Below are 14,141 nucleotides of genomic sequence, written 5' to 3' on the forward strand. Positions count from 1 at the left end.
CGCTAGCCGTACCGATCGGAACCGCAGGGAGGTGGAAATTGGACATCGAGATCGGCGCTCTTCAGGAGCTGCCGGAGACTGAACGACTCTCCGGAGTACAGGTCGCCGGATGTTGCGCGGTGTGGTCGATCCTCACCTGTGACACCTGCACGTTCTTGTGTACCCGTACCCGCGCCAACTGACCCGATCGCCCATCACTTCTCCTGAGAGGGGGTGAACTGGATGAACATCGACGTCGCCGCGTTGCAGGAACTTGCCCAGACCGAGTCTGACGGCATGCCATTGGCCTTCTGCTGCTGGTACACCTGCTTGACCAACCCGCTGGCCAGCCTAGTGATCTGGACGTGCCGCACCTGCACCAACACCTACTAACCGAGAAGTGGGGGGCGAACCATGGCGCCCCCCACGATCGGCGCCCTTGATCGGCCCGCCCGAGGAGGCTCACACCGTGGCTGTCAGCACCGGCGCGTTGCCACGCGCCACCGCCAACCGCGAGGCGGCAGGGCCGCTCGCCGTTCTCATTCGGTACGCCCGGCCACACCGGGGCGTGCTCTTCTTCGTTCTGGCGCTCAGCCTGCTGGCGAGCGCGGCCGGTCTGATGTTGCCGCTGGCGACGCAGAGCGTGCTCACCTCGGTCGGCGCCGACTCCGGCGTTGTCGCTGACGTCGCCCGGCTCGCCGGGCTTCTTCTGCTGGCCACCATGCTGAACGGCGTCAACTCCTGGTTGCAGCAGCGCACCTCGGAACGCATCGTGCGGCAGGTGCGCGCGGAGTCGGTGTACCGGCTGGTGCGGTTGCGCGTCGGCGAGTTCGACCGGCGCTCGGTCGGCGACCTGACCGCCCGGGTGACCTCCGACAGCGTGCTGATCCAGAACGCCACCACCGACGGCATCATTCAGGTCATCAACGGGGCGGTCACCCTCGTGGGGGCGGTCGTGCTGATGGCCACCCTGCACGCCGGGCTGCTGGGGGCAACGCTAGCCGTACTGCTCGGCGTCGCGGCCGTCGTGACGATCGTGCTGCCGCGCATCCGCGTCGCGGTGACCCGTGCGCAGTCGGCCGTGGGAGCGATCGGCGCGGCGCTGGATCGCACGCTCAACGCCGCCCGCACGGTCAAGGCCAATGGAGCCGAGGGCCGGGAGACCGAGCTGTCGAACGCGGCGGTCGAGGAGGCGTACGAGGCAGGCATGGTCGGCGCGCGCTACCAGGCCGTCGTCGCGATGGTCTCGGGCGCGGCCGTGCAGTTCGCCTTCCTGGTCGTGCTCGGTTTCGGCGGGGTGCTGGTCACCTCGGGGCAACTGCCCACACCCGCTCTGATCGCGTTTCTGCTCTACCTGTTCTACCTGTCCGCGCCGATCAGCTCGCTGATCAACGGCGCGGCCACACTCCAGCAGGGCATGGGTGCCGCCACCCGCCTTGAGGAGATCACCCACATGCCCATTGAGGACGATGTCGACCTCCCGGTCGGCGCGGAGTCCGCCGGCGCGTCGCCGGAGGTGCCCGAGGTTGAGGTACGGGAGGTGCGCTTCGCGTACCCGGATCGTGCCCCGGCCCTCGACGGAGTCAGTTTCGTCGCACCCGGCGGCGGACAGACCGCGCTGGTCGGCCTGTCCGGCGCGGGCAAGACGACGTTGTTGTCGCTGATCCAGCGTTTCTACGAGCCGGACTCCGGCTCGGTGTTCATCGGCGGGCGGGACATCGCCACGCTGCCGCGCGCCGAGGTGCGCCGCAGGATCGCTTACGTGGAACAGGACACCCCCGTACTGGCCGGAACCCTCCGCGAGAACCTCCTGTACGCCGCCCCGCAGGCCACCGAACACGATATCGCCGACGTGCTGGCCGCCACCTGCCTGCGTGACTTCGTCGACAGCCTCGACAAGGGCCTGGACACGGCCGTCGGCCCCCGCGGCCTGACCTTGTCCGGCGGTGAGCGCCAACGCCTGGCTGTGGCCCGCGCCCTGCTGCGCCACCCGCAGGTGCTGCTGCTGGACGAGGTGACCGCGCAACTCGACGCCCGCAACGAGAGCGCGCTGCGGGAGACCGTCAGCCGGGTCGCCCGGCGCTGCACCGTGATTCTGATCGCGCACCGGCTGTCCACCGTCACCGACGCGGACCGCATCGTGGTGCTGGAGCACGGCCGGGTCCGGGCCACCGGCACCCATTCCGAACTGGTCGCCGGTGACCCTCTCTACCGGGAGCTGGCCACCACCCAGCTACTGGCCGGTTGACATCCCGACCATTCGCCGTACCTCGCTGCAGTGGCGGCCCTCGATGATCGCCTGGTGCACCTCGGCCAGCAGCGCCGGGGGCTCCATGCCGACCTCGTCCAGCAGCAATCGCCGGGCCTGGTGGAAGACCTCGGCGGCCTCGGCCGGGCGGCCGACCTCCATCTGCGCCGCCATCAACTGCACCCAGAACCGGCAGCGCAGCGGGTGGGTCACGGTGAACATGCGCAGCATGGGCAACGCCACAGCCGCCCGGCCGGTCGCCAGGTACGCGTCCATCAGCGATTCCTCGGCCAGCGAGCGCAACTCCTCCAGCCGCACCGCCTCGGCTTCCAGTTCGCTGATGTCGCGGACGTCCTCGAGCGCGAGCGGGCCCCGCCACAATGACAGCGCCTCCTCGAAGATATCGCCCGCTGAATCGGCTTCGCCATTGGCGAGATGTGCTCTGCCACGGGAAACCAATTTCTCGAAGACCGCCGCGTCGAGAGCGGAATAATAATGCCGGAGCCGGTACCCGTTCGGCTCCATCATGACCATTGTGCGACCCTTGTCGCCAATTATTCTGCGCAACTTCATAATATGCCCGCGCAACATCTGCGCGGCTGATAACGGTGGTTCGTCGCCCCAGATCCGGCCGATGATGCGCTCGCTCGGTACGGACTGCTCCCGGGCCGCGAGTAGCAGCGCAAGCAATTGCCTGGTCCGGTGGGGAATGTTTCCGTACCAGCCGTTCGGAAGGCCACCGATCTCCACGGCGCCAAGGATGCGGAAGTGCAGTGAGATGCCGTTCATCAAGCCCATGAGCGCCCCCATGCTGTCAGCAAGGCAGCCGGAATCGCGCAGCCCCGTTACGTTGCGTGTCTCCCATTGAATTCCGAACACCATCATGCTATCCGGGTCCGACAAAAGTCAACAACTGCGGCAAAACGTCCCGACTGTCGACATTTCCATTTGAGCATGAACAGTCAAAACGCCTGGAAATCGCCATGATCGTTGTCACGAAGACCCGAGACCATGCTTCTCCTCCATTTATGTATCATTTGTATATTTGCATATCAGGCGAAAGCCGTCTGGTGCCATCGACGACACCGGGCGGCCCTCGGGGGCAATTACCTCGTGGGATCCAGGAGCAGCGTGACCGGCTCGCCCAGGTCCGGCTCCTTCACTACGGACGCCGCCCTGCGGGGGAGGCTTCAAGCCACCTCATGCTGCGCCGGCTGAAGACCGTCGTGGTGAGCAATAGATCGGTACCAGGCCTTACCCGGGCCAACCCCGGCCGGAGGGCAACCCCGCCCTCTTCGGTGACCCGGTAGTGATTGCGTGCGTTCGTCAATCCGTGATCTTTGGGCACCGGGTGCCCTCCGGGGGAACCTCCAGCGAGATCAGATAGCGGTCGATCGAGGCGTCCACGCAGCGGGAACCGGTCCGGTAGGCGGTGTGGCCGTCGCCGTCGAAGGCGAGAAGCTTGCCGGAGGCGAGCTGGGAGGCCATCGCCTGGGCCCAGCGGAACGGGGTGGCGGGGTCGCGCTCCGTCCCGACCACCAGGATGGGCGCCGCCCCCTTGGCGGTCAGCGGCTTGTGCTCGGCCGCCTCGACGGGCCAGTACGCGCACGGCAGCGACCCCCACATCACGTACTCACCGAACCTGGGAGCCTGGCGGGCCGCCTTCACGGCCGCGCCCGCGAACACGTCCCGGGTCCGGGGGTAGCGTTTGTCGACGCAGTTGACGGCCATGTTGGCCTCGGTCTGGTTTGAATAGCTTCCGTCCTTGCGCCGGTCGATCAGGAGGTCGGCCAACCGGAGCAGGCCGGTGCCGTCGCCTTCGAAGGCCTGCCTGATCGCTTCCCGCAGCGCGGGCCAGGAATTCTTGTCGTAGAGCGGCGTCACGATGCCGAGCAGTGCCCACGACTCACCGATCGCGCGCCCGTCGTCGAGCTTGTTGCCGAGCGGCTTGGCGTCGGCTTGGCGGAGCAGCTCGTGGAGTTCGTCGAGCGCCGGGGCGGCCGTACGGTTCCGGAACGGGCAGGCGCCGTCCTCGAAACAGTCCGCCAGGAAGGCCTGGAGGGCGACCTCGAACCCCTCTGCCTGGGTGGAGTTGACCTCCAGCGGGGCGAGCGCGGGGTCCACCGCCCCGTCGAGAACGAGCGCGCGCACATTCGACGGGAACAGCTCCGCATAGGTCGCGCCCAAGTGCGTCCCGTACGACTTGCCGAGGTAGGTGAGCTTGGGGTCGCCGACGACCGCCCGGATCACATCCATGTCCCGGGCGGCGTTCACGGTGCCCACGTGGGGCAGGAGCTTGGCCGACTTCGCGGCGCACCCGGCGGCGAAGGCCTTGGCCCCCCGCTCCAGCGCCGAAACCTCGTGCGCCTCCTCGGGGGTGCCGTCCAGCCCGACGTAGGAGTCGATCTCCCCGGGGGTGAGGCACCGGACCGGGGTGGACTCCCCGACCCCACGCGGGTCGAACCCCACGACGTCGAAGCGTTCGCGGACCTCCGGGCTGACCACGGTGGCCGCGGCACGCGCGTACTGAATGCCCGATCCACCCGGACCGCCGGGATTGAGAAGCAACGAGCCGATACGCCGGTCACTGTGGGTCCGCAGCCGGATCAGCGAGAGGTGAATGCGCTCTCCCTCCGGCTTCGCGTAGTCCAGCGGCACTTGGATCTTGGCGCATTCGAAGCCGTCGTCACAGTCGACCCAGGCCGGCTCCTGAGCGTAGTACGGCGCCAGCGCGGGCACCGGAGGCTTCGCCGGCGACCTGACCGGCTCGACCGGGCTGGTGCAGCCCACGGAGAGCACCACCGCGAGCAGCAGGAGAAGACGTAGCGGTCCGTTGGCGCGCATCAGGCCTCGGTACCGCCGGAGTACACGGCGTCGTGCTGTCTGCGCGGCGAGCAGACGGACGCCGAGGGACACGCGCAGCGGCGGCCACCGTCGTCAAGCCGGACCGTCACCGTGTCCGAGGGAACATTGCGCCCCACAACCGTCCCCTCGCCCTCCGGAGTGCCGACCCGTTCGCCCACCTTCGGCATCTCCTCGTGGGCCTTCATGTAGAGCGGATGCTCGTACTTCAGGCAGCACATGAGTCTCCCGCACGCCCCGGCGATCCGCAGCGGATTGACGGGGAGGTCCTGATCTTTGGCCATCCGGACCGAGACCGGCTCGAACTCCTTCAGGAAGGTCGCGCAACAAAGATCACGGCCACACGGGCCGATACCCCCCTGGAGCCGTGCCTCGTCCCGCGGGCCGATCTGCCGAAGCTCGACCCTGGCCCGGAGGTTGCGGGCCAGGTCCCGTACCAGGGCTCGGAAGTCCACCCGGCTCGGCGCCGAGAAGTAGACGGTGAAGACGTTGTCCTTGTCGAGATAGTCGACCGCGATGACCTTCATCGGCAGCTCGTGCCTGCGGATCAGCCGCTTGGAGACGCTGCGGACCTCGGCTCGGCGCCGTCGGTTGATCTCGTCGCGCGCGAGGTGCTCGTCGCCCGCGATCCCGGCGCAGACCGGGAGGTCGCCCACCTCTTCGGAGACCCACTGCGGCGCCCAGACGCATTCGGCGACCTCGGGGCCGCTGTCGGTTGGCACGAGGACCTTGTCCCCCACCTTGGGACTGTGCGCACCCGGATCCAGGTAATAAAGCCGTCCATAGCGAGTGAAACTCACGGCCATGATCATGCCCATGGGTGCCGGCTCCCGTCCTCACGCCTGCGGCTCCGCTCAGCCTACGCGCGAAACCACCCTGCGGGCAGCGTTCACCGCCACGGTGTGGTGGGACCGGGCCCCCATCCGGTCCCACCACACCGAAGGTGCCGTTACCAGGCGATCCCGGTCGCGGTCGACTCGGTCAACGGGTGGAAAACCCCACCTTCGACGTAGCCGAACTCGTGGTTGCGCCGCACCAGAAGGCGCTGCCCGGTGGCGTCGGCGTCGACCAGATCCCAACCCCCGGAGCCACCGGCGGGCGCCTGGTACACGACGCGCCGCGGTTCACCCGTCTGCGCCGAGTACTCGATGAGACCCGACGGGGTCGTCGACGAATCGGCTGCTTTGGGCTGCTGAGGGGCGGGTTGGGAGAGGGTGTTGGCAGTAGGGGCCGCGCCGACCGCGGCGACGAAGCTCCGGCCGTCCGGAGTGATCCGGATCCCGGTGACCTCACCGGAGATCTTCTGGAACGAGGTGGGCAGCTTCACCAGGCGCCCCTTCGAAAGATCATTGTTCTTCGTCGAGCTGTCGATGACCCAGACCTGCGGGGCGAACAGACTCGTCTGCCCCGCCGCGACCGACCCGGAGTCACCGCCCGTGTCCGCGCCCTGACCGGGGAGGTCCGTCACCACCGCGACGGACTCCCGCTCGGCCATCGGCACGCTGCGGAAGGCGATCCAGCGCGCGTCCGAGCTCATCGAGACGTCGTACACGTCGCCGAAGGTCGGGCTCGCCCAGGTGCGCAGGCTCTTGGTGGCCACATCCGCCAAGACGAGCCGGGTTTCCTGCTTGCTCGGTTGGCAGCTCTGCAGTCCGTAGGCGAGCTTGCCTCCGTCCCCGCTCACCGCCAGGCTCGTCACCGCCGTGCCCTTGGGCAGCGTGAGATCCAGGCGGGAGAAGGATCCCACGCCGCCCTCCTGGGTGACCTCGAGGCGGTACAGCCCTGATTCACAGGTGGGGGTGGAGGTGACGGCGTAGAACGTGCGATTGTCCGACGCCCCCTGAACCTGGGTGAACCGCTCGTCCGCCGCGGGGTTGGGCACGCTTCCGGTGGCGTCGCCCTTGTCGGCCGTCCTGATACCCAGCCCCTTGTCCAGGGTCTCGACGAAGAACCTGGGGCCGGCCGTGTCGGGCATGGCCCCGAAGACCGGCTGCTGGCTGCTGAGGGCTTCCTGAACCGAGTTCTCCGGCACGGTGACGTTAGTCGCCACCACGATGCTCGCCACGGCCGCCGCCGAAACCACGACGGCGATCGGCATGACGAGCATTCTGCGAGGGCGGCGCTTCACCACCAACTTCAGGGGCGGCACGTCCCGGGGTTGCAGTGTCTCGCCCACGGCGTTGGCCGCATCGCGTAGACGATCGATCATGTCGCTCATCGCTCCCCCTCCAAGAGACGGCCGAGCGCAGCAAGGGCCCGGGATGTCGTCGATTTCACTGTGCCGCGGCTCACGGCCATCACCTTCGCTGTCTCCTCCTCCGACAGCTCGGCGTAGTAACGCAGGACCAGGGCTTCGCGTTGCCGCCGGGGCAGCCGATGGAGGGCCTTCATCACCGAACGCCGCTCGTCTCCGAGGATCGCCTCCGACTCGGCCGACCAGACCGGCGGTTCGTAGGCACCGGCGTACATCCAGGGCAGCCGACGCCTCCGGAGGACCGTCCGAGCGCCGTTCATCACCGCGCTTCGCAGATACACGACCGCTTTGTCGGGATCGCGGAGCGCGCTGTATCGCCTGTGCAGACCGAGAAACGCCTCTTGGACGACATCCTCCGCCGTCTCCTTGTCTCCCACCATGACCAACGCCAGACGCATCAACCCCAGCGCGTGCTCGGCGTACAAGCGCGCGACCGGGGTATCCGCCTCCGGGGGTTTATCAACATCCATAGTGGGAGTTTCGGCCTGCATACCCAAGAGACGCAGGCATTACGGCAAAGTTGCCTGCCGCGGTGAACGAAGCGACAAAGTCATCGCCTCCACCGCCATCTGCGGATTGACGTTTCGCCCGAGCCGTTCCCGGCACAGCACGATCGCATCGATGCGGCACAGCGTCTCCTCCGGGGTCGACGTCGCCGCGAGGGCTTCGAGGTCACCGCGGCGATCCCCGGTGGCCAGCTCCACCGGCGCGCCGAACTGCACGGCGAGCACGTCACGGTAGAAGGCGACCAGATCGAGCAGCGCCGAGTCGAGCGAGTCGCGCTTGATCCTGGTGGCCCGGGACTTCTGCCGGTCCTCAAGCTCCTTCATCGCCCCCGCACCGCCGCGGACGAGCCCCCGGCCGAGCCCCTTGCCCGACGAACCCTCCCCGTACACCTGCCGCAGCGAGGCGGCCTCCGCCTCGTCCAGCGTCGCCGTCGCCGACGCCGCCTCGGCCTCGGCGGTCTTCACCAGCCGCTCCGCCGCGACTATGCAGTCGGCGACGCCCGCCAGGGATCGCGGCAGGGAGAGTACGGCCTCGCGGCGCAGCCGTACGTCGTCGTCGAGCGCGAGCCTGCGGGCCCGTTCGATGTGTCCCTGCGCGGCACGCGCGGCGAACAGCGCCGTCTCCGGCGCCACACCGTCCCGAAGCACCAGCGTCTCGGCGACCGCGTCCGCGGACGGAACCCGGAGCGTCACCACCCGGCACCGCGACCGAATAGTGATCATCATGTCGTCGGGAGACGGGGCGCAGAGCAGCCACACGGTCCTTGGCGGAGGTTCCTCGATCGCTTTGAGCAGCGCGTTCGCCGCCTGCTCGGTGGCCCGGTCGGCGTCTTCGAACAGGACGACCCGCCACCGGCCGGTTGTGGCGGTACCGGCCGCACGCAAGATCAGATCGCGGGTCTGCTTGACGCCGTAGGAGAGCCCTTGCGGCTGGACGATCTCCAGGTCGGGATGGGACCCGATGTGGACCTGATGGCAGGAATCGCAGTGGCCGCAGCCGCCGTACTCGCACAGCAGCGCGGCGGCGAAGGCCCGTGCCGCCGTCGAGTTCCCCGTCCCCGGGGGTCCGGTGAAGAGCCAGGCGTGCGTCATCCCGCTCCCCGGCCCGCCCGCGAGGACGTCGGATGCGGCCTCGACGGCACCCCTGAGCAGCCCGACGACACGGTCCTGCCCGATCAGATCATCGAAGACGCTCACCGTCTCACCCTAAGCTCTCGGGAAAACGCCGCATCCCTCAGTCGCGGATGGCGGGCATGGTGCTGGTGACGTCCTCGGACTCCGAAGGCACCGGATCGGGCAGGATCTCGCGGACCCGATCCTGGATCCGCCGGGAGATCTCCTCGGCCGCCAAGGTGCCGTCCACCACGAGATACCGGTCGGGGTCGGCCGCGGCCAGCGCGCGGAACTCGGCGCGCACCCGCTCGTGGAAGTCCAGCGGCTCGGACTCGATCCGATCGGCCGGGGAGGCGAACCTCGCCAAACCCACCGAAGGCGGTACGTCGATGAGAATCGTGAGATCGGGTACGAGCCCCCCGGTCGCCCACAGGTTCACCTTGGCGACCTCGCGGATGTCCATGGCGCGGCCCGCTCCCTGATAGGCGAGCGAGGAATCGACGAACCTGTCCGTGATCACCATCCCGCCGCGCTGAAGTGCGGGAACGATGACCTTCTCCACGTGCTCCGCCCGGTCGGCGGCGTACAGCATGGTCTCGGCACGCGCGGAGAGCCCCTGATGGGTCGCGTCGAGCAGGATCGCGCGCAGACGCATGCCGACCTTGGTCGCGCCCGGCTCCCGGGTCTGCGTGACGTCGAAGCCTTGATCGCGAAGCCAGATCGCGAGCAGCCTGGACTGGGTCGTCTTGCCCGACCCCTCACCGCCCTCGAAGGCGATGAACAAGCCCCGGCCGACATCCTGACCTGGGACTTCGTACGGCACGCCGCGCACCGCCGCCAAGACGTCCGACACCAGGGGCACACCCCTGCGGTCGTCCATCTGCCGGAGGGCCAGGATGCCCACCCCGGCGGCGAGGACCGCGGCGACGAGCATCACCAGGTTCGTGCCGTCGAAGTGGTACAGCGTCTCCCGGCCGAGCCTGAGGTTGTGCTGCCCCACGAGCGCGGCGAGGATCGGCGACACCGAGACGACCAGCAGGAGGGTGACCCGGACCATCGACTGGAGGAAGGCGAAGGTACGGCCGCGCAGCTCGTCCCTGACCTCCAAACCGATCATGGTGTAGCCGGTGATCCAGGCGGTCCCCGCGCAGATGCCGAGCACGACCGTGAGCATGACCACGACGGGCAGATTGGGAATCAGCGCGATCAGCGCGAGCGTCATCCCCGCGACGATGATCGACAGGCCGAAGAGGCGGCGCCGGGAGAGCTCGCGCAGCATCCGCGGCCCGAAGAACATCCCGACGGCCATCCCCAGGAAGACCGCGCCGAACAGGACACCGATCGCCGCGTCGCCCCCGCCGAGCGCACCCACCCAGAGGGTGGCGACGCCGATCACCGCGCCACCGGCGGCGAACGCCCCGAGCATGCCGATGATCAATCCGCGGACCACCGGGGTCCGGCCGACGAACCGCCAGCCCTCGAAGATCTGCTTGAGCACCGAGGGGGTGGAGATGTCGCCCTGCCTGCCGCCCGGGATCCCCTTGATCGTGGAGATGACGATCGCTGAGGCGAGGAACGCGAGTGCGTTGATGTAGAGCGCGAGGTACGCCCGGTTGTCCGAGAGGAACGGCAGGGCCGAGGCGAGAAGCCCGGAGACGAGGGCGAGGATCGCGAACAGTCCACCGGCCACCGGCGCGGAGCCGTACGTGACCAGGAGCCCGTACTGGTTGGCCTCCTCCAGCCGCTCCTTGGGGACCAGGTTCGGGACGGTGGCCTCTTTGGCCGGCACCCAGAACAGGTTCACGCACTCGACGAGGAAGGTGGCGACCAGCAGCCACTGCAGACTGCCCGGGGTCGGCCCCAGAATCGAACCCACGATCGGAATCGACAGGATCAGTGAGAATCGGAGGAGATCTCCGACGACCATCGTCTTACGGCGGTCGAACCGGTCGGCCACCGCGCCGGCGAGCGGGCCGAGGAGGATCGCGGGCAGCATCTTGACCGCGAGCACACCGCCGACCGCCAGACCTTGAACCGCGTAGCTGCTCTGCGCCGTGATTCCGATCGCCAAGGCCTGCAGCGCGAGGAAGTTGAGCCAGTCCCCGAGACTGCACAGCGACATCGCAATCCACAGTCGGCGAAACGACGTGAATGTCAAGACATGGGGCGGCTTTCGACGTGCGGCTGCCCGACCCGGTGTGGTCATACTGTCAGCGTATCCAGGGGGTTGGTGGGGTTACGATGCGCGATCAAGCGGGGTTCACCCGCCCGGTCGCGCATCGAGGGTATTACGACAAAGCTCTCGGCGCCTCAATTCCATCCTGAAAAAACGTGGTCGTCAGCTCTTTGCCGCGGTCCGTTTCTTTGCCGTCGCTTTACCGGTCGTCGCTTTCTTGGCCGCGGACTTCTTCGGTGTCGCCGGTCCACGGGCCCGCCGCTCGGCGAGCAGCTCGGCCGCCCGCTCGATCGTGATCTCATCGACCACGTCGCCCTTGCGGAGCGAGGCGTTGGTCTCACCATCGGTGACATAAGGGCCGAATCTGCCCTCTTTCACCACCACGGGCTGCTTGGAGTTGGGGTCGTCCCCCAGCTCACGCAGGGGTGGCGCGGCCGCGGCCCGGCCACGCCCCCGGGTCTTGGGCTGGGCGAACAGCTCCTTGGCCCGCTCGACCGTGACCGTGAAGAGCTCTTCCTCCGAGGCGAGCGAGCGAGATTCCTTCCCCTTGGTCACATAAGGACCATAAGGACCGTTCTGTGCGGTCACCGGCTCGCCGTCCAGCTCACCCAGGAGACGGGGAAGCGAGAGCACCTTGAGCGCGTCCTCCAGCGTGACCGTCTCCAGCGACATGGTCTTGAGCAGCGACGCGGTCCGCGGCTTGGGCGCGCCCCGCTTGGCCGAGACCTCCTCCGGCAGGATCTCCGTGACGTACGGGCCGAACCGGCCGGACTTGGCGACGATCTCATGGCCGGTCGCGGGATCCACACCGAGCACGTTGTCGCCGCTCGGCCTGGACATCAACTCCTCGGCCTTCTCCGCGGTCAGCTCGTCCGGGGCCATGTCCTCGGGGATGTTGACCCGCTGCTCCGCGTCACCCCGCTGGATGTACGGCCCGTAACGGCCCACCCGCGCCACGATGTCGGAGTCCCGGATCGGGACGGAGCTCACCTCGCGGGCGTCGATCTCCCCGAGGTTGGTCACCAGCTCCTTCAGCCCCTCCTCACCGTTCTCGCCGTAGTAGAAGCGGCGCAGCCACGGGACACGCTCGGCCTCACCACGGGCGATCGAGTCGAGGCACTCCTCCATCCGTGCGGTGAACTCGTAGTCGACCAGATGCCCGAAATGCCGTTCGAGCAGATTCACCACCGCGAAGGCGAGGAAGGTGGGCACCAGGGCGGTGCCCTTCTTGAAGACGTAGTCCCGGGCGAGAATCGTGCCGATGATGCTGGAGTAGGTCGACGGACGGCCGATCTCCCGATCCTCAAGCTCCTTGATCAACGACGCCTCGGTGTAGCGCGCCGGGGCCCGGGTGGCGTGGGCTTCCACGCTCAGCTCCTGCGCGTTCAGCGCCTCGCCCTCGGTGAGCGGGGGCAGCCTGCGCTCCTGGTCGTCCCGATCCGTGGACGGGTCGTCCGCGCCCTCCACGTAGGCCTTGAGGAACCCGTAGAACTTGATCACGCGTCCGGACGCGCTGAACTCGGCCTGCTCACCCTCGCTCGACGTCCCGGCCACCTTCACCGAGACGGACTCACCGACCGCGTCGGTCATCTGTGAGGCGACCGTACGCTGCCAGATCAGCTCATACAGCCGGAACTTGTCCCCGGACAGGCCCGCCTCGCCCGGGGTCCGGAAGGACTCACCGGCGGGACGGATCGCCTCGTGCGCCTCCTGGGCGTTCTTCACCTTGCCGGCGTAGATCCGCGGCTTGGCCGGGACGTAGTCGGCGCCGTACAGCTTCCTCGCCTGGCTGCGTGCGGCGGAGATCGCCGTTTCGGACAGCGTCACGCTGTCCGTACGCATGTAGGTGATATATCCCTCTTCGTACAGGCCTTGAGCGACCTGCATCGTGTACTTCGAGGAGAAGCCGAGCTTGCGGCTCGCCTCCTGCTGAAGGGTGGTCGTGCGGAACGGCGCGTACGGGCTGCGCTTGTACGGCTTGCGCTCGACACTCGAGACGACGAACGAGGCACCGCTCAACCGCCCGGCCAGCGCGCCCGCCGCAGCCTCGTCCAGATGCAGGACACCGGTCCCCTTGAGCGTCCCGGAACTCGTGAAATCCCTGCCCTGCGCGATCCGCCTGCCGTCCAGGCCCGTCAGCGTGGCGGCGAAGGTCCGCAGATCCGCATCCGGACCGACGTCAATCGTCTCGAACTGCGCCTGCAGATCCCAGTACGAGGCGGACGTGAACGCCATACGCTCGCGTTCGCGCTCCACCACCAGCCGGGTCGCCACCGACTGAACCCGCCCCGCCGAGAGGCGCGACCTGACTTTCCGCCACAGGACCGGGCTGACCTCATATCCGTAGAGCCGGTCCAGGATACGACGCGTCTCCTGGGCGTCCACCAGCCGCAGATTCAGATCCCGCGGGTTCTCCACCGCGTGCCGGATCGCCTCCGGCGTGATCTCGTGGAAGACCATGCGGCGGACCGGCACCTTGGGCTTGAGCTCCTCGCGCAGATGCCAGGCGATCGCCTCGCCCTCACGGTCCTCGTCCGTGGCCAGATAGAGCTCGTCGGCTTCTTTAAGAAGGTCCTTGAGTTTCTTGACCTGGGCTTTCTTTCCGGTGTTGACTACATAGAGCGGCTCGAACTCGTGGTCCACATTCACGCCCAGCCGGGCCCACGGTTGCTCCTTGAACTTGGCCGGAATGTCATCGGCCTTCTCCGGTAGGTCGCGGATATGGCCGATGCTCGACTCCACGACGAAGCCGCGACCGAGGTATCCCGCGATCGTCTTCGCTTTCGCCGGCGACTCGACGATCACCAAGCGGGTCCCTCCGGCGTTGCCGTTTTTAGCTGGCACGCTGCTTCCTACCTCGCTGCTCTCTGTCAATACCCTGAGCCGGACCTACCATGGCCCACTCCTGGTGGAGCGGTTCCCCATCCCTTGCCCCACTGTCCCCGGGGACTTCCCTTCCTTACCCGATCCGGCGCCCTCGCTATCAGGCTCTTCCGGGTAGAG

Annotated in this window: 10 protein-coding genes; 2 read left to right on the forward strand and 8 right to left on the reverse strand. The window is 67.9% G+C overall.

The features are described 5' to 3' along the window. The first annotated feature begins 222 nt into the window (after nucleotides 1–222). Nucleotides 223–372, forward strand: coding sequence for an ALQxL family class IV lanthipeptide (locus RUR_RS33820; RefSeq protein ID WP_283139298.1), 150 nt, complete (start codon nucleotides 223–225; stop codon nucleotides 370–372). A gap of 76 nt (nucleotides 373–448) precedes the next feature. Next, on the forward strand, nucleotides 449–2,227 hold the full coding sequence (locus RUR_RS33825) for an ABC transporter ATP-binding protein (protein WP_283139299.1): 1,779 nt from the start codon (nucleotides 449–451) through the stop codon (nucleotides 2,225–2,227). Here RUR_RS33825 and RUR_RS33830 read toward each other — a convergent pair. The 8 genes from RUR_RS33830 to topA form a co-directional block, all read right to left on the reverse strand. Further along, the gene (locus RUR_RS33830; protein WP_283139300.1) at nucleotides 2,213–3,112 is read right to left on the reverse strand and encodes an AfsR/SARP family transcriptional regulator; all 900 of its coding nucleotides are present in this window, start codon (nucleotides 3,110–3,112) and stop codon (nucleotides 2,213–2,215) included. The genes RUR_RS33825 and RUR_RS33830 overlap by 15 nt on opposite strands. A gap of 441 nt (nucleotides 3,113–3,553) precedes the next feature. After that, nucleotides 3,554–5,071, reverse strand: coding sequence for an alpha/beta hydrolase (locus RUR_RS33835; RefSeq protein WP_283139301.1), 1,518 nt, complete (start codon nucleotides 5,069–5,071; stop codon nucleotides 3,554–3,556). Then, nucleotides 5,071–5,895, reverse strand: coding sequence for a PSP1 domain-containing protein (locus RUR_RS33840; RefSeq protein ID WP_428847057.1), 825 nt, complete (start codon nucleotides 5,893–5,895; stop codon nucleotides 5,071–5,073). Before RUR_RS33840 ends, RUR_RS33835 begins: the two co-directional genes overlap by 1 nt. Before the next feature lie 143 nt (nucleotides 5,896–6,038). Continuing rightward, entirely contained in the window at nucleotides 6,039–7,307 is a 1,269-nt protein-coding gene (locus RUR_RS33845) for a hypothetical protein (RefSeq protein ID WP_283139302.1), read from the reverse strand. Further along, nucleotides 7,304–7,813 (reverse strand): SigE family RNA polymerase sigma factor, encoded by a 510-nt coding sequence (locus RUR_RS33850; RefSeq protein ID WP_283139303.1) that lies wholly within the window; start codon nucleotides 7,811–7,813, stop codon nucleotides 7,304–7,306. Before RUR_RS33850 ends, RUR_RS33845 begins: the two co-directional genes overlap by 4 nt. Nucleotides 7,814–7,852: 39 nt before the next feature. After that, a complete protein-coding gene (locus tag RUR_RS33855; protein WP_283139304.1) occupies nucleotides 7,853–9,046 on the reverse strand; it encodes a DNA polymerase III subunit delta' in 1,194 nt (397 codons plus the stop codon). A gap of 37 nt (nucleotides 9,047–9,083) precedes the next feature. Then, nucleotides 9,084–11,168 carry a dTMP kinase gene (gene tmk, locus RUR_RS33860; protein ID WP_283139305.1) on the reverse strand — a complete coding sequence of 695 codons (2,085 nt, stop codon included), beginning with the start codon at nucleotides 11,166–11,168 and terminating at the stop codon, nucleotides 9,084–9,086. Between the two features lie 132 nt (nucleotides 11,169–11,300). Further along, nucleotides 11,301–13,982 (reverse strand): type I DNA topoisomerase, encoded by a 2,682-nt coding sequence (gene topA / locus RUR_RS33865; protein WP_283139306.1) that lies wholly within the window; start codon nucleotides 13,980–13,982, stop codon nucleotides 11,301–11,303. Between the last annotated feature and the right edge of the window lie 159 nt (nucleotides 13,983–14,141).

It is taken from the genome of Rhizohabitans arisaemae (assembly GCF_025996515.1).
Classification (GTDB): Bacteria; Actinomycetota; Actinomycetes; order Streptosporangiales; family Streptosporangiaceae; genus Rhizohabitans; species Rhizohabitans arisaemae.